The following is a 15,432-nucleotide window of genomic DNA, read 5'->3' as shown; positions in this document are numbered from 1 at the left end:
AGCCCTAGCCTGCCCGCATGCGTATCTGGTTGCTTCCTTTATTCTTATTCACGGCAGATTGCGCGCAGGCGAAGCCAGACAAGGCGCCACAATCCTTCTGCCATGAGCAGGTGTTCGAAACATCGCATTTCACGGTTTGCGACAACAAGGGCGGCGAGGTGAAGCTGTTCGCAGCCGGGAAGAACGAGGTTCCGGCCCGCAGCTTTTCAGACCTAATGCGCAAGGTGGACCCGACCCGCGTCGCCTTTGCAATGAACGCGGGGATGTTCGACGAGCAGGGACGACCAATCGGTTATGCGGTTGCGGACGGCCGGGAACTGCACAAGCTCAACCTGAGGGATGGCCCAGGCAATTTTCACCTGAAACCGAATGGAGTCTTCATCGTCGGATGTGGCGGCGGGGCGATGATCTCTCCGAGTGACGCGATTCCCGCCTTCCGTTGCGCGCCTCACCTGATGACTCAATCAGGCCCCATGCTGGTCATCCAGGGCAAGCTGCACCCCAAGCTGCAGGCGGACGGACAGTCGCGGCTGATCCGCAATGGCGTCGGGGTTCGCGATGGGAAGGCCGTTTTCGTCATTTCAAAGAGCGCCGTGTCACTCGGCAAATTCGCGCGATTCTTTCGCGACGAATTGAAGACGCCGGACGCGCTCTATTTTGATGGGTCGGTCAGTTCGCTGTGGGATCCGGCGAATGGCCGGCAGGACAGCCATTCGGAACTTGGGCCTATCGTAGTTGCCTTCAAGCCCGAGGCGTCAAAGCCTGGTCGCGGAGGCCCCGCCAAACCTTGAGGGCCTGGACGGTTTCGGGGACATCGTGGACGCGGACAATCTGCGCGCCCTGCTCCACAGCCTTCAGCGCAAAGGCCAGTGAGCCGGCCAGGCGTTGACCTGAGGGCGCTTCGTTGGACAGGGCGCCGATGGTACGTTTGCGGCTGGCGCCGAGGACGATCGGGCATCCCAGTGAATGCAGCAGTGCGAGGCCATTCATGAGCTCAAGGTTGTGCGCGACCGATTTGCCGAAGCCAAAGCCGGGATCGATGAGAATCTTGTCACGGGAAATCCCGGCCTCCTCGGCGGCGGCAATGCGGCCTTCCAACCACTCGTAGACCTCAATCAGCACGTCCCCGTAGCGAGGGTTGTCCTGCATCGTCTGCGGATCGCCCTGATGATGCATCAGCACCACCGGCACACCCGAAGCGGCGACGGCCTCCGCCGAGCGCTGGTCAAAGGTCAGCGCCGACACGTCGTTGACCATCCTCGCCCCTGCCCCAAGCGCCGCTTCGATTACCGCCGCCTTGCGTGTGTCGACCGATACCGCGCAGCCGCCGCCGGCAAGCTGGCGGATGACGGGAACCACGCGCTCGGCTTCATCGCCTTCCCAGACGAGAGAGGCGCCCGGGCGGGTGGATTCGCCGCCGACATCGATGATCGCAGCGCCCGCCGAAGACATGCGGGCTCCCGCGTCCGCGGCTGACACCGCATCGCCGAACTGGCCGCCATCGGAAAAGCTGTCCGGGGTCACGTTAACGATGCCCATGACTTGCGGCTGATCGAGGCGAACGGTCCGCTCGCCAAGCTGCATCGGGGGGCGCGTGGCCGTCAGCGCTTGCCATTGCGCGCCAAGATCGTCGTCAAAGCGGGATTCGAGACCTTCGACGGCAAGCAACTCGGTCGAGGTACGCCTCCCATCCTCGACGGTCAGCAACTCGACCGAGGCGAACCAGGTGAGGCCACAGGCAAGGCGCGCTACTTTGCCGTCATGCCCGAACGGCGAATCGACGAAGCCGGTAGGGCGAATGAGTTTGCGCATCGAGGTCCTAATTTCCGAGTTCCGAAGGCGGCTTGCCGACCGGCGTTGGCGGCACAGGGCGAGCCTCTGCGTCAAGCGCGGCCAGCCACGGCCCCGTATCCGCACCGACGCTGACCTGGGGATTGGACGATTCGATGCCGAGCTTCTGCTCCCAACCGATGATCGTCACGAAGGCCCGACGGATCTGTCGAGCCAGGGTGTCGGGGGTACGCATCGCCTGATTGATCAAGGCGTGGCCGAAGAAAGTCCAATCATTGCTGGCCGAACAGCCGAACGAAGATTTCATCGACGAAGCGGCCGTCACAACGACGGAGCGGGGGCCTGCCAGAGCCGGCACGAACTGGCCCGAAAAGCAGGCCTGGAGGATGATCAGCCGGTTCTGGGCGCCGTTGCCCGCAAGCATTGCGGTCAGGTCCTGAGGCTTGACGATGCCGCTGCCGCGGGCGCCATTGTCGTAGCTGAGCCCCGAATGAGGCGAACCGTGGCTAGTGGTGTAGAGCACCAGCACGTCCTCATTCCTGTCCATCAAGGCTCCGGCCCGCGCCAGCGCTGCGGCGAGGTCCGCGGGAGTTCCGGCTGCGGCGGCACGGTCGTCGCCTTCGTCTTCGGCGAGCGTAATCACGCGGCCTTCGGCACCAAAACGCTCAGCCAGAACCCGGCCGGCCTCCCTTGCCTCGCGATTGAAGACCGGATCCGTGTCGAGCGCGGCAACGATCACATAGGCATCGACCGCGCCCGGCCTTTGCGGCTTCAGGGCCGCAAGCGCCGCATTCAAGCGTGGATCGTCGGCGGCCGGTTGCAACACCTGCGCGGAGGCATGGCCAAGCGCAAGGCAGGCAAAAGCAACGAGGGCCAGGCGGCGCATCACAGCGGCGATATCACCACGCCGAAACAGTCCGGCGCAAGCCTTAAGCGAGCGTGGACAGGTGCTTCTGTCGCAGGTTGTCGATCAAGGTGAGCGCGCCCTCTTGTTCTACATGCCAAAAGGTCCAGCCATTGCAGGACGGCGCGACCTGCAAGGCGGCACCGACTTTGTGAATCGATCCGCTGTGGCCTTCGCACTCGATCGATCCATCAGCGCGCACGCGGGCCGACCAGCGGCGCTTGCTGTCCGTCAAGAGCGCTCCGGCCGGGACCATGCCGCTTTCAACGAGCAGGCCAAAGGCGACGCGCGGCTGGCCGCGCTTGTCGGGCACGGTCTCCATAGCGCTTTCGTCGAGCGGAAGGGTGGAGGCGATGCGATCGCGCGCGACCTTCACATAGGCAGGCTCGCGCTCGATACCGATCCACTTGCGGCCCAGGCGACGAGCGACGGCGCCCGTCGTGCCGGTGCCGAAAAAGGGGTCGAGGACGACGTCACCCGGCTTCGTGCAGGCGAGCAGGATTCGGTATAGCAAGGCTTCCGGCTTCTGCGTCGGGTGGGCCTTTTCGCCGGCAGCGTCCTTGACCCGCTCGCCGCCGCTGCAGATCGGCAGCACCCAGTCGGAACGCATCTGCAGATCGTCGTTCAGTGCCTTCATGGCGCGATAGTTGAAGGTGTAACGCGCCTTCTCATCCTTGGCGCACCACAACAACGTCTCGTGGGCATTAGTGAAGCGCGTGCCGCGGAAGTTGGGCATCGGATTGGCCTTGCGCCAGACGATGTCGTTCAGGATCCAGAAGTCGGCGTCCTGCAGCAGCGAACCGACACGGTAGATGTTGTGATAGCTGCCGATGACCCAGATCGTGCCATTGTCCTTGAGGATGCGGCGCGCCTGGTCGAGCCATTCACGCGTAAAGTCGTCATAGACAGCGAGGCTGTCGAACTTGTCCCATTCGTCGTCGCAGGCATCGACCTTGCCGCCCTCGGGCCGGAACAGGTCGCCGCCAAGCTGCAAATTGTAGGGCGGATCGGCGAAAATCATGTCGACCGACTTGTCGGGGAGCTTCGCCATCTCGGCGATGCAGTCGCCCATGAGGATGGTGTCCAGCGGCAGTTCACGCGCCTTGCTACTGGTGCGCGGGCGCAAAACGGCCCCACTCTCCTCGATACGAGACAGCAAATTCATGCGGATCGCCCCCTTTCATGAAAGGGTGAGTCAGGCCGGAGTCGCGGTCAAGCGAAGAGAGGTTAACGCCGGATTCGAGGCGGTGCGAACGAAAGGAGTCCGAAGATTCGCGACCACAAGATGTTGAGTCCCGCGGGGTCCGATAGACTCAACTAATAGCGGTGTGACTCGAAAGACTCGCCCCCGGCATTTCTAGCGGAAGAGGCACAGTGGCCTCGAGCTTGTCGCGGACTTTGGAGAAGGTCCGGCGGTGGATGGGGGTTAGTCCGAGCGCGTCCAGGGCGCGGATATGCTCCGGCGTTGGGTAGCCGCGGTTCCTTTCCCAGCCGTAGCCGGGATATTCGCGAGCATAGTCCGCCATGATGCGGTCGCGGGTAACTTTGGCGACGATTGAGGCGGCGGCGATCGAGCGGCACTTCGCATCGCCGGCGACGATGGCCTTCGATGGCCGCTCCCAGCGCGGCGTGGCGTTGCCGTCGACGAGCACAAACACTGGCTCCTGGGGCAAGGCCGCAACGGCGCGAGTCATGGCCAACATCCGTGCCCAGTAAATGTTGAGCTGGTCGATCTCCTGCGGGCTGCAAATGCCGACGCCGATGATCGCGACTTTCTGCAAGCGACCGAAAATGGCTTCGCGGGTTTCAAGGTCCAGCTTCTTGCTGTCATCTATGCCGCGCGGGAATTTCTCGCGGTCGAGGATGACGGCGGCGGCGACGACCGGGCCAGCCAATGGCGCGCAACCTGCTTCATCGACGCCGGCCAGCGGCATCGGGAAGTCGCGTTCGAGCTTGAAGCAGGGACGAGCCATGAACCGGCAAGGCTAGGCCGCGATTTGCGCCGCCGCCAGCAGGTCACTGAAATTTTTGTGGATTATAGGCCCTTGTCGTCCATCCGCCAAGGCGGGAAGCGGCGGGCTTCGCCGGCCTTGTAGAGGAAGATGGTGTTGCCCGACGGGTCGCGCAGCCGCGCCTCGCGCCACATCCAGGGCTGGTTGCGCGGGCCATGCTCGAAGGCAATGCCGAGCCGCGCCAGCTTGTCGACCAAAGCGTCAAGGTCGGCACATTCGAGATAGACAGCGGTCGTCGCAGCGATCGTCTCTTCGGGATCCGCCTGTATCGACAGGGTTGCGCCACCGCCGGTCTCGAAGCGAGCGTAGCCGTTCTCGGGGCTATCGACGATCTGTCGAATGCCGAGCGCGCGGTAGAACTGCACAGACTTGGCATAGTCGTTGACCGTGACCGTGACCTGGTTGAGCCGCGGCGCGCCTGGAGGGCCAACGTCGAGGCGGACATCGCCCTGGCCCAACGGCCCCGCGCCCTCGCCAAGCCCCGGCGCCGCATAAAGCGCGACACGCACGAATTCGCGGGCGTTGGCCACCGCATCGGTCAATCTCGCGCCGTTGGCGAGATAGACAGCAATGGCACTGGCCAGCGTGCAGCCGGTGCCGTGCGTTGACGTCGTATCGATCCGCTGGCCCTGCCAGGTCGTGATATTGTCGGTTTCGATAAGGACATCTGCGAGCGCGTCGCCCTCCTCATGCCCGCCTTTGATGAGGACGGAGCAACCATGCTTGCCGACAAGGTTCAAAGCGCCTGAAACCGGGTCATCCTCGCCCGTGAGGCTACGCAGTTCCGGCAGGTTAGGCGTGGCGATTGTCGCAATGTCCATCAGCTTGCCGAAAGCAGCGATGGTAGCTTCGTCCGCCAGCGATGCACCGCTGGTAGCGACCATGACCGGGTCGAAGACGATCGGTACATTCTCGAACTGTTTGAGCCGCTCGGCGATGACCTCGGCGGCAAAGGCGCTGCCGATCATACCGATCTTCACCGCATCGATGCCAATGTCGGCCGTGACGGCGTCAATTTGAGCGAGGACCATCTCGGCTGGCACGGGGTGGACGCCGCTGACGCCCTGCGTGTTCTGCGCGGTAATCGCCGTGATGGCCGTCATCGCATGGCCACCAAGCATCGTTATGGTCTTGATATCGGCCTGGATTCCCGCGCCGCCGCCGCTGTCCGACCCGGCTATGACGAGGACGCGCGCAATCACGGATCCGCTCTCCGATCCCGTCCGTTTCGAGTCGAATTCATTGTGGGTCAGCTTCAAAACGCCCGTTAGATAGGCCTACAATAGTTAATCAGCTGCAACCGCCGCGCAGATTTCGTCCACGAGTCGCTCGACCTGGGCGGCGTCATTTCCTTCGGCCATGACACGGATCAAGGGCTCGGTTCCGGACTTGCGGATGACGAGGCGCCCCTTCTTGCCCAGTTCCGCTTCGGCCGCGGCGATGGCGTCCTTGACGTGCTTGCGGGCCAAAGGCTCGCCGCCGTTGAACCGAACGTTTTTCAGCAGCTGCGGGACGGGGTCGAACTGATGCAGGACCTCGCTCGCCGGTTTCTGCTCCTCGACCAGGGCGGCCAAGACTTGCAGGCCCGCGACCAGGCCATCGCCGGTCGTCGCATGGTCGCTGAGAATGATGTGGCCCGACTGCTCGCCGCCGACATTGCAGCCTGATGTCCGCATCTCCTCAAGCACATAGCGGTCGCCGACGGCCGTGCGTTTCAGGCCGATCTTGTCCTTGGCCAGGCGTTGCTCAAGACCGAGGTTCGACATGACGGTCGCAACGACCGCCCCGCCCTTCAAGTCGCCGCGGCGCGCGTAGCCGGTGCCGACCAGCGCCATCAGCTGGTCGCCGTCGATCACTTTCCCTTTCTCGTCGACAACGATCAGGCGGTCCGCGTCCCCGTCCAGCGCCAAGCCGATGTCGGCGCCGCTGGCGACAACCGTTTCGCGCAGCAATTCCGGGTGGGTCGACCCGCACGCGTCGTTGATGTTGAGACCGTTCGGCTTCACACCCAGCGGGATGACGTCGGCACCGAGCTCCCACAGCGCATCGGGCGCGACGTGGTAGGCCGCGCCGTTGGCGCAATCCACGACAATCTTGAGACCATCCAGACGCAAGCGATCGGGGAACGTCGATTTAGCAAAATGGACGTAGCGGCCGCGGGCATCGTCGATGCGCTTGGCGCGGCCGATCATTTCCGATTTCGCGAGCCTCGGCTCTTTCTCGAGCAGGCGCTCGATCGCACGCTCGGCTTCGTCGCTGAGCTTGTAGCCATCCGGCCCAAAGAGCTTGATGCCATTGTCATAAAACGGATTGTGGCTGGCAGAGATCATCACACCCAGATCGGCGCGCATCGATTTGGTCAGCATCGCGACGGCCGGTGTCGGCATCGGTCCAAGCAAAACGACGTCCATACCGACTGACGCGAAACCGGCGACCAGCGCCGATTCCATCATGTAGCCGCTGAGACGGGTGTCCTTGCCGATCACCACGCGGTGGCGATGGTCGCCGCGCAGGAAATAGGTCCCGGCGGCCTGTCCGACCTTGAGGGCGGTCTCGGCCGTCATCGGCGGGCTGTTGGTCAGGCCGCGAATGCCATCGGTCCCAAAGAATTTGCGCGTCATCGGCCCGCTCTAGCGCCGCGGCCTCAGCCTATCCAGCGCCACACGCCGGCGGCATGGCCAGGATGCAACCAGGTCGCGCCGAGCCAAAGCACTGTCCCGCCGACGAACGCCAGGGCGCCGGGGGACCGGATGCCCCGCGCGAAGGGGATGAAAGAGGTGTGGGCAACCCAGGCGTACCAGCGATCACCCAGCAGCTTTTCCTTCTTGCGGTCCTGACCCGCGGCCCCGGCCAAGGCGAGCAGGATGATAGAGCCGTCAAGGAACAGCGCCTTCGGTATGGCAACCAGGGCCAGGTGCACGATTCCCCACAACGCGAAGCCCCACATCATCGGATGGCGGGTGATGGCGAAGACACCGCGCGGCGGCGCGCCGGAAGGACCGCGCATGCCCGGTAAGGCCGGATTGCCAACGAAAGACCCGACAAACAGGATCGAGCCAAGCCACATCAGCAAGGTGCCGGCGATCCATCCCGCTTCCCCGACATCCCACAAGGGCGGCTCGCGGCCGATCTTGCCGTAGAAATAAATCATCGCCCCGAAGGTCAGGATCGCGACCAGCGAATAGACAACGCGGAACGGTCCCTCACCCATTGCGCGCACAAGCGGCGCGCGGAGCGGGTGGGACATCAGGAAATGCGTGCCGAGGAAGGCGATTGCAGACAGGACGAGGCCCATCTGCAGCGTCACCGCCGGTACGCCTCCGGCAAGGTATTGGGCGTCAAATCGCGGTACCGGTCGCGAAGCTTGGTCTGGCGCGTTTCCAGAGGCTGCTTCACGCCGTCGATCCAGACGGCATCGACATTGCTGGTCATTTCCAGCGGATCGCCGTTCCAGATCACGACATCGCCGCGCCGGCCTGCCTTGAGGCTTCCGATCTGCCCCTCAAGTCCGACCGCGGCGGCAGGCGCCGATGTCAGCATTGCCATCGCATCGCCCCAGCTGACCGCAGTCGCGCCCGGCACGCGGGCCAATCCGACCAGATTGCCCGCATATTGGCGCTCGTTGAACAAATAGCGCGTGTCATTGTCGTCGATCATGCCGATCGACACCTTGACCCCTGCGTTGCGCATCCGGCCGACGTTCGACCAGGTCGCCGCCAATTGTTCGAAGCTGGCCGGCAGGTCGTTGGCCGCCGAAGCGATGACCGGAATGCCGGAGGCCGCGATCTTGTCGGCCACCGTCCAGCCCTCGGTGGCGCCGACGATCACCAGTTTCAGGTTGGGAAACTCGCGCTTGAGCCGAAGGACCTGGAGGATGTCGCTGGCCCGTTCGACGTGGACGAGCAGATACTGCTTGCCCTGCAACACCGGGACGAGCGCAGCCGCATCGAAGCGCGTCAGCATGACGTCCTCGCTGCGCTTGGCATTGGGGCCAATCAGGCGGGACTCATTGGGATCCTTGATGACCGGGTCTTCGCCCTGCTCCGGAATCGCATTGGACGAGACGGACACGGCGTAGCGCTGAAGTTCGGAGGCCTCGCGAAGGGCATTGCGGAACAGGACGTGCGCCGAGGCGCGAGAACCGCCTGCATGTTCGGCGCCGGCCTGGCCCAGTTCGACGAACTGGAAGCGGCGACGGGCCGTCACCGGGTCCATGTCGGCGCCCAAGTCTATGACCGCACCCTGGCCGGCAAAGATGCTGCGACCAGCGTTGGGCGCAACGACCGCGCGCGTCACGCCATCGGCACGATTGACCGCGATCGTTGTGTTCAACGGATTGATGGCGGGAACGACGTCAATGGCGGCGCTGAACGGGCCGTTCGGGGTCGAATCATCGGCACTGCCGGCAGTATCCTGGGATCCGCCCGCACCCTCTTCCTCGTGCATCGACAGGTCGACTTCAGCGAGCCCGAGACGCGAGAACCCCGCAACGATGCCAGGCGTCACCCACTTCCCGCGGGCGTCGATGATCTCGGCGTCGCGGGGAACGGGGTAATTATAGCCCGCGCCGACGATCTTGCCGTTGCGGATGACGACATTGGCGTTCTGGATCGGCTCCGACCCATCGCCGAGGGCAACCGTGCCGCCGACAATGGCGACGGACTGCGCCGACAGCGGCGCAGCGGCGGTGATGAGCAATGCGGCAAGTGCGGAGCGGATCATTTCACGTCTCCCTCGCCAGGCTGGCCAAGCTCGAAGTCGCTCACCGGACGGATGCGCGGGTTTTCGGCGTCGTACATCATCGCCCCGTCGATCCAGACCTTGTCAGGCCGGGTGTAGGTGCTGAGCGGATTGCCGTTCCACAGGACGACATCGGCCATCTTGCCTTGCTTCAGACTGCCGGTCTTGTCGGCGATGCCCAGTGCCTTGGCCGGATTGATCGCCAGCCAGCGCCATGCGGAGGCATCGGTGATGTTGTAGCCGGCGCGCCGGCCATCAGCGAGCGCCTTGGCCGCCTCCTGGTTCAAATGCTGGATCCCGTTGGGATCGTCGGAATGGACGATGGCGCAGGCACCCGCCTTGTCGACGAACGGGATGTTCTCCTTGATGCCGTCGTATGCTTCCATCTTGAAGCCCCACCAGTCGGCCCACATCGCCGCGCAAATGCCTTCCTTCTGCAGGAGGTCGGCGATCTTGTAGGCTTCGACGGCGTGGTGAAAGGCCGTGATCTTGTAGCCCATCTCGTGGCTGAGATCGATCATGATGGCCATTTCGTCGGCACGGTAACAGTGGTTGTGAACGAGGATCTTGCCGTCGAGCACGCCACGAAGCGTGTCCATCGCGAGGTCACGCTCCGGCATGTCACCGCCGTCGCGCTCATATTTTTCCCATTTGCGCTTGTATGATTGCGCCTTGAGCCAGGTCGCGCGGGTAACAGCGATATTGCCCATGCGGGTCTGCGGTCCGCCCTTCTGGCCATAGACGCGTTTTGGGTTCTCGCCGCAGGCCATCTTCAGGCCGTAGGGCGCGCCGGGGAACTTCATGCCCTGCACAGTGCGGGCCGGTACGTTCTTGAGGACGACCGAGCGGCCGCCGAACAGGTTCGCCGACCCGGGAAGGACCTGCAGCGTCGTGATGCCGCCGTTGGCCAGGGCCCGGCTGAAACCTGCGTCCTGCGGCCAGACGCTATGCTCGGCCCAGACTTCCGGCCGGACGGGCCCGGTCGCTTCGTTGCCGTCGGACAAAGACGATGTCCCCGGCGAAGGATAATCGCCCAGGTGGCTGTGGACGTCGATGACGCCCGGGGTCACCCACTTGCCATGGCCGTCAACCTCATAGGCGCCGGCCGGAACCGGCGTATCGGCCCCGCCGACCGCCTGGATGGCGCCGTCGGCAAGAACGATCGTGCCATTGTCGATCTGCCCGCCTTCACCGTCGAAGATGGTCGCGCCACGGATGACCGTGAGCGTCCCCGGATAGGCGTGATACGTCGAAGGGTACGGATCCTCATTGATCCGCACCGGCGCGGCCTTCTTCTTCGGCGGCGGGTTGTTGGCGCAGCCGACGAGCGCCAGCAACGCGAGTGAAGCAATTGCCCCCCGGATCATATCACTTCACTCCATGCATCAGCTTCTTGAGCGGCCAGCTCAGTACCAGGAGGCCGACACCGACACCGATGGCGATCCAGGCGATCGTGGTGAACGTGCCAACGTAGGTGTCGAGACTGACTTTGAGGTTGGTGACCTGTCCGCCAACGGTTTCGACGCTGGCGAACTGGGCGACGATGCCGGCGACATACTGGGCGCAGGCGATCGACAGGAACCAGACGCCCATCATGAAGCCGATGATCCGCGCGATCGACAGCTTGGTGATCATGCTGAGACCGACCGGCGAGATGCAAAGCTCGGCGATCGAGTGGATCAGGTAGAGACCCGCGAGCCACCACAAAGCGACCTTGAAGTCAGGCCCGGCAAAGTTCGAGCCCCAGACCAGGAACAGGAAGCCCGCGCCGACGCCCATCAAAGCAATGCCGAACTTGACCGGGATCGACGGCTCCAGCCCGCGCTTGGCCATGCCGTTCCAAAGCATCGAGAACAAGGGCGCCAGGACGACGATGAAGAAGGCGTTGAAGAACTGCGTCTGGCCGGCCGAGATTGCGAAGCCCGACGTGACGTGCAGGTCGGTATTGCGGTCGGCGAAGAGCGTCAGAGAGGATCCCGCCTGCTCGAACAGTGTCCAGAAGACGACGTTGAAGACGATGAGGACCATCGCGGCGACCATCATCTGGAATTCCTTGCGGTCGCCGTTGAAGAACGCCCAGCCGAGAATGCCCGGGACCGACAGGATGAAGGTGCCGAACAGCAACTTGCCCATGAGCGGCAAGGACAGGAGGTAGCCGACGAGGCCTGATCCTTCTGCCGGCGGTGTCGCGTTCATCAGGTTGGTGAACAGGAAATAGGCGATTGGCACGGCGACCAGGGCGCCGCCGTAGATAAACCAATCCTTCCCGGCGTCGGCGCCTTCCGGGCGCTCGCCATAACCGTCGAGCTTGCCGCCATCGAACTGGATCAGGCTCCAACTGAACAGCATGCCGAGCGCGGCGAGGCCGAAGCCGGCCCACCAGCCGACCGTATCGGCCAGCCACGGGCAGAGCAGCTGCGAGAAGAGCGAGCCGAGGTTGATGCCCATGTAGAAGATGGTGAAACCGGCGTCGCGCCGACGATCGCCGCTTTCATAGAGCTGGCCGACTACCGTCGAGATGTTCGGCTTGAAGAAGCCGTTGCCGATGGTGACCATGGAAAGGCCGATCAGCATAAGCATGACGAAGAACGGGTTACGGTGGCCGTCGGCCTTAAACTGGTCGCCGGGCACTTGCTGGGCCACGCTGTTGTCGGCGCGCAGCAGCGAGACGGTGCCGTCCTCGTTGCCCTGGACCTTCAGCTTCTCGTCGCCCGCGACAATGTAGCGGACCTCGTCGCCGGTCGACGTCGGACGGTCGACCGCGTTTTCGACCTGAACTTCGTAGGTGTGACCGGCGATCGTCGCGACCGGCTTGGCGGTCTCGCCGCCGAAGCACAGGATGAAATAGCCAAGGCTCATCAGCACCGCACCGAATTTTACGGAGCGCTTGTGGCCGAGGAAACGGTCGGCCAGCAGTCCGCCGATCAAGGGCGTCAAGTAAACCAGCGCGGTGAAACCGCCGTAGAGGCCGTTGGTCGTCTGGTCGGAGAAGAGGAAGTGCTTGGTGAGATACAGCGTCAGCAAGGCGCGCATGCCGTAATAGCCGAAGCGCTCCCACATTTCGGTGGTGAACAAGCGGGCAAGTTGCCGGGGGTGGCCGAACCACTCGGCCTTGCTCGCCGGGTTCTCGTGGCTGATATCGGGCTCGACCGGGCTGTCAGCCGTCGGCGTGTCCACCATGCAATTTACTCCTCACCTGACGGTCGGCCGTCGCGTGCGGCCGCGATTGAAATTTGGCGGCACCCTAACGGCGAAAATCCTCTTGTGAAGCGCATTGTTGCGGAAGGGCCGCCCGGCTAGACGGACGGGCAATGCTCAACGATCTTTCCAGCACGCTCGCCCTCCTCGAAACCCGCCGTTCCGGTAAGCCGCGAGAGATGGCCGGCCCCGGCCCGACCGACGATGAATTGCAGCAAATCCTCGCCATTGCTGCCCGGACGCCCGATCACGGCAAGCTCAACCCGTGGCGCTTCGTAACGGTCGGCCGCGACCAGCGCGACGACCTTGCCGTCCTCCTCCATCTCGCGCTCAATGAGCACGATCCGTGTGCGACGGCCGCTCATCACGAGAAGGAAGACGAGTTCGCGCAGCAGGCGCCGGCACTGGTCGTGCTCGTTTCGGCGCCTGTCCAGGGTCACAAGATTCCGGTGTGGGAGCAGGAACTGTCATGCGGCGCGGCGGGCATGAACCTACTGCTGGCAGCGCATGCGCTGGGCTTTGTCGGCGGGTGGATTACCGGCTGGCGCGCCTACAATGAGCGGGTGCGCTCGGCATTCTGCGGCGACGGCGAGCGGATCGCGGGCTTCATCTTCATCGGAAAGCCGGACCGCGAACTTGAAGAGCGCCCACGCCCCGCCCTTGCCGACGTCGCCAGGCGGTGGTCGCCGCCAAATATCTCAGAGGGTTGAAACATTTTCCGCCGTGCTGTATTACCACAGCATGACGCTTCGAACCGCCCACGAAAAGCCTGTCTACGTCCGCCTTCGCGAAGTGATCGCCGATGCGATCATGGCCGGGCGTTACGGCGACGGCGACCCCCTGCCCTCGGTCCGCGCACTCGCTGCCGAGCAAGGTGCCAACCCGCTGACAGTCGCGAAAGCCTATCAGGGTTTTCAGGACGAGGGCTTGATCGTCGTCAAGCGCGGCGTCGGCATGTTCGTCGCGTCTGGCGCGCGCTCACGCCTCCGCGATTCCGAGCGTACGATCTTCCTTCGCGACGAATGGCCAGCAATCCGCGAGCGGATGAGCCGGCTGGGGATCGACGCCGACGAGTTGATGAAGCGCGAAAGCGCCTAGGCCAGGGCCTCCACCGCCACCGAATAGAGCAGGCTGGCGCCCGATTGAGCGCCGGCCGCCAGTCCCAGAGCTTCCGGTACGATGACGCTGAGGAAGTAATCGGCGGAAGCGCGCTTGGCATCATGGAAGGCGCCGTCGCCGAGGATGTTGGCCTGGCGCTCCAGGAGCCAGCCGGCAACCAGAATCGAGCACATGGTCAGGAACGGGTAGCTGCCGGCCAGACGATCTTCGGACGGCGACTGGCGGAAAGTCGTCGCGGCGATCTCGACCGCATCCACCAGCGCAATGAGACGCGGGTCGGCGGCCTCGGCGCGGATGTCCGCAAGAAGCAGGTCGAACGCCGCTCCACCGATGAGACCAAGCTTGCGGCCGACGAGGTCGGCGGCTTGGATGCCGTTCGTCCCTTCGTAGATCGGGGCGATACGCGCGTCGCGGAGGTGTTGGGCGGCGCCAGTCTCTTCGATGAAGCCCATGCCGCCATGCACCTGGATTCCGAGGCTGGCGATGTCGCAGCCGACGTCTGTGCCCCAGGCCTTGGCCAGAGGGGTCAGCACGTCGGCCCGCAAGGCCGCGCCCTCGTCTCCACGATGGCCACGATCGGCTTGGCCGAAAGCGTAATAAACAAGACTACGTGCGCCAGAAGTCAGCGCCCTCATCCGCAGCAGCATTCGGCGCACGTCGGGATAATCCGAAATCGCTTTTCCGCCTTGGCGGCGCTCCTGCGCATAAGCGACCGCGCGCTGGGTGGCTGCCTCGGCAATGCCGACGCCCTGCAAGCCAACGTTGAGGCGGGCGTTGTTCATCATCGTGAACATTGCGCGCATCCCGCCCATCTCCGGCCCGACCAGCCAGCCGATGGCGCCATCATCGTCACCAAAGCTTAGGACACAGGTCGGCGATGCATGGATGCCGAGCTTATGTTCGATCGAGACGCAACGAAGGTCATTGCGGGTGCCGTCGGGCAGGATCTTCGGCACGAGGAACAAGGAGATACCGCTAGTGCCTCCCGGCGCGCCGGGGGTGCGAGCGAGGACGAGATGAATGATGTTCTCGCTAAGATCATGCTCGCCGTAGGTGATGAAGATCTTGGTGCCCTTGAGCCTCCAGCTGCCGTCGCCATTGGGTTCGGCTCGAGTCTTCAATGCGCCGACATCGCTGCCGGCCTGCGGCTCTGTGAGGTTCATGGTTGCCGGCCATTCGCCGCTGACGATCTTCGGCAGATAGTCGCGCTTCAGTTCGTCGCTGCCGTGGCGATCCAGCGCCTCGATGCCGGCGAAACTCAACATCGGACAAAGCGCGAAGCCGAGGTTCGCGCCATTCAGGTCCTCCATCAGTGCCGCTGACAAGATCAACGGCAGGCCCTGCCCGCCCGCATATTCGGGCGCCGACAACCCCATCCAGCCGCCCTCGACGAAGGAGCGCCAGGCGCCCTTGAAGCCCGGGGGCGTTGTGACTTCACCCTCGTTCCACCGCGAAGGCTGTTCATCGCCGACCCGGTTCAACGGAGCGAATTCGCCCTCAGCCAGCGCCGCGGCGCCCTCCAGCACGGCGTCGACGATTTCCAGGTCGTTGGTGAGGTCTCCGATGCCGACCACATGGTCAAGGACGAAGCGTTGGTCGGTAACCGGGCATTTGAAGCTCATTCGTGTTTCCCTTGATGCGTCGCGCGGCTTCCCATAGCGGCGTCAC

General features: G+C 63.9%; 14 protein-coding genes. 3 read left to right on the top strand and 11 right to left on the bottom strand.

The genetic code is table 11. The features are described 5' to 3' along the window. The first annotated feature begins 17 nt into the window (after positions 1-17). A complete protein-coding gene (locus LZ536_RS00320; RefSeq protein WP_249846326.1) occupies positions 18-791 on the top strand; it encodes a phosphodiester glycosidase family protein in 774 nt (257 codons plus the stop codon). Here LZ536_RS00320 and folP read toward each other — a convergent pair. The 10 genes from folP to LZ536_RS00270 all read right to left on the bottom strand — a co-directional run bounded on the left by folP (position 742) and on the right by LZ536_RS00270 (position 12,627). After that, the gene (gene folP / locus LZ536_RS00315; RefSeq protein ID WP_249846325.1) at positions 742-1,812 is read right to left on the bottom strand and encodes a dihydropteroate synthase; all 1,071 of its coding nucleotides are present in this window, start codon (positions 1,810-1,812) and stop codon (positions 742-744) included. The two genes, LZ536_RS00320 and folP, sit on opposite strands and share 50 nt — an antisense overlap. A 7-nt stretch (positions 1,813-1,819) precedes the next feature. Further along, positions 1,820-2,677: a C13 family peptidase gene (locus LZ536_RS00310; RefSeq protein WP_249846324.1), complete on the bottom strand. Its 858-nt coding sequence runs from the start codon at positions 2,675-2,677 to the stop codon at positions 1,820-1,822. 43 nt (positions 2,678-2,720) lie between these two features. Next, entirely contained in the window at positions 2,721-3,860 is a 1,140-nt protein-coding gene (locus tag LZ536_RS00305; protein WP_283938359.1) for a site-specific DNA-methyltransferase, read from the bottom strand. 148 nt (positions 3,861-4,008) lie between these two features. Further along, positions 4,009-4,668, bottom strand: a complete 660-nt coding sequence (rnhB, locus tag LZ536_RS00300) for a ribonuclease HII (protein ID WP_249846323.1) — start codon at positions 4,666-4,668, stop codon at positions 4,009-4,011. 62 nt (positions 4,669-4,730) lie between these two features. Continuing rightward, positions 4,731-5,909, bottom strand: a complete 1,179-nt coding sequence (gene thiD, locus LZ536_RS00295; RefSeq protein WP_249846322.1) for a bifunctional hydroxymethylpyrimidine kinase/phosphomethylpyrimidine kinase — start codon at positions 5,907-5,909, stop codon at positions 4,731-4,733. An 84-nt stretch (positions 5,910-5,993) separates the two neighbouring features. Further along, complete coding sequence (gene glmM / locus LZ536_RS00290; protein ID WP_249846321.1) at positions 5,994-7,328, bottom strand: phosphoglucosamine mutase; 1,335 nt, start codon at positions 7,326-7,328, stop codon at positions 5,994-5,996. A gap of 23 nt (positions 7,329-7,351) precedes the next feature. Beyond that, positions 7,352-8,014 carry an NnrU family protein gene (locus LZ536_RS00285; protein ID WP_348538793.1) on the bottom strand — a complete coding sequence of 221 codons (663 nt, stop codon included), beginning with the start codon at positions 8,012-8,014 and terminating at the stop codon, positions 7,352-7,354. After that, complete coding sequence (locus tag LZ536_RS00280; RefSeq protein ID WP_249846320.1) at positions 8,011-9,429, bottom strand: amidohydrolase family protein; 1,419 nt, start codon at positions 9,427-9,429, stop codon at positions 8,011-8,013. The genes LZ536_RS00285 and LZ536_RS00280 overlap by 4 nt, the downstream gene beginning before the upstream one ends. Continuing rightward, a complete protein-coding gene (locus LZ536_RS00275; protein ID WP_249846319.1) occupies positions 9,426-10,814 on the bottom strand; it encodes an amidohydrolase in 1,389 nt (462 codons plus the stop codon). Before LZ536_RS00275 ends, LZ536_RS00280 begins: the two co-directional genes overlap by 4 nt. 1 nt (position 10,815) lies before the next feature. Beyond that, complete coding sequence (locus LZ536_RS00270; protein ID WP_249846318.1) at positions 10,816-12,627, bottom strand: peptide MFS transporter; 1,812 nt, start codon at positions 12,625-12,627, stop codon at positions 10,816-10,818. A gap of 131 nt (positions 12,628-12,758) precedes the next feature. On the opposite strand from LZ536_RS00270, the gene LZ536_RS00265 reads away from it, so the two are divergent. Both LZ536_RS00265 and LZ536_RS00260 read left to right on the top strand, forming a co-directional pair. Then, positions 12,759-13,355, top strand: coding sequence for a nitroreductase family protein (locus tag LZ536_RS00265; RefSeq protein WP_249846317.1), 597 nt, complete (start codon positions 12,759-12,761; stop codon positions 13,353-13,355). A gap of 31 nt (positions 13,356-13,386) precedes the next feature. Then, positions 13,387-13,743 carry a GntR family transcriptional regulator gene (locus LZ536_RS00260; protein WP_249846316.1) on the top strand — a complete coding sequence of 119 codons (357 nt, stop codon included), beginning with the start codon at positions 13,387-13,389 and terminating at the stop codon, positions 13,741-13,743. Here the strand turns inward: LZ536_RS00260 and LZ536_RS00255 are convergent. Then, a complete protein-coding gene (locus LZ536_RS00255) occupies positions 13,740-15,386 on the bottom strand; it encodes an acyl-CoA dehydrogenase family protein (RefSeq protein WP_249846315.1) in 1,647 nt (548 codons plus the stop codon). The two genes, LZ536_RS00260 and LZ536_RS00255, sit on opposite strands and share 4 nt — an antisense overlap. Positions 15,387-15,432 lie beyond the last annotated feature (46 nt).

The sequence above is a fragment of the Sphingomonas alba genome, from assembly GCF_023516555.1.
GTDB lineage: Bacteria > Pseudomonadota > Alphaproteobacteria > Sphingomonadales > Sphingomonadaceae > Sphingomicrobium > Sphingomicrobium album.
Note: the sequence above shows the minus strand (reverse complement) of the source record. Positions and strands in the feature narration are given on the sequence as shown.

Bases quoted from the DNA above. Each gene is read 5' to 3' on its own strand.
- LZ536_RS00320 (WP_249846326.1), top strand. From the start codon at position 18: ATGCGTATCTGGTTGCTTCCTTTATTCTTATTCACGGCAGATTGCGCG.
- folP (WP_249846325.1), bottom strand. From the start codon at position 1,812: ATGCGCAAACTCATTCGCCCTACCGGCTTCGTCGATTCGCCGTTCGGG.
- LZ536_RS00310 (WP_249846324.1), bottom strand. From the start codon at position 2,677: ATGCGCCGCCTGGCCCTCGTTGCTTTTGCCTGCCTTGCGCTTGGCCAT.
- LZ536_RS00305 (WP_283938359.1), bottom strand. From the start codon at position 3,860: ATGAATTTGCTGTCTCGTATCGAGGAGAGTGGGGCCGTTTTGCGCCCG.
- rnhB (WP_249846323.1), bottom strand. From the start codon at position 4,668: ATGGCTCGTCCCTGCTTCAAGCTCGAACGCGACTTCCCGATGCCGCTG.
- glmM (WP_249846321.1), bottom strand. From the start codon at position 7,328: ATGACGCGCAAATTCTTTGGGACCGATGGCATTCGCGGCCTGACCAAC.
- LZ536_RS00280 (WP_249846320.1), bottom strand. From the start codon at position 9,429: ATGATCCGCTCCGCACTTGCCGCATTGCTCATCACCGCCGCTGCGCCG.
- LZ536_RS00275 (WP_249846319.1), bottom strand. From the start codon at position 10,814: ATGATCCGGGGGGCAATTGCTTCACTCGCGTTGCTGGCGCTCGTCGGC.
- LZ536_RS00270 (WP_249846318.1), bottom strand. From the start codon at position 12,627: ATGGTGGACACGCCGACGGCTGACAGCCCGGTCGAGCCCGATATCAGC.
- LZ536_RS00265 (WP_249846317.1), top strand. From the start codon at position 12,759: ATGCTCAACGATCTTTCCAGCACGCTCGCCCTCCTCGAAACCCGCCGT.
- LZ536_RS00260 (WP_249846316.1), top strand. From the start codon at position 13,387: ATGACGCTTCGAACCGCCCACGAAAAGCCTGTCTACGTCCGCCTTCGC.
- LZ536_RS00255 (WP_249846315.1), bottom strand. From the start codon at position 15,386: ATGAGCTTCAAATGCCCGGTTACCGACCAACGCTTCGTCCTTGACCAT.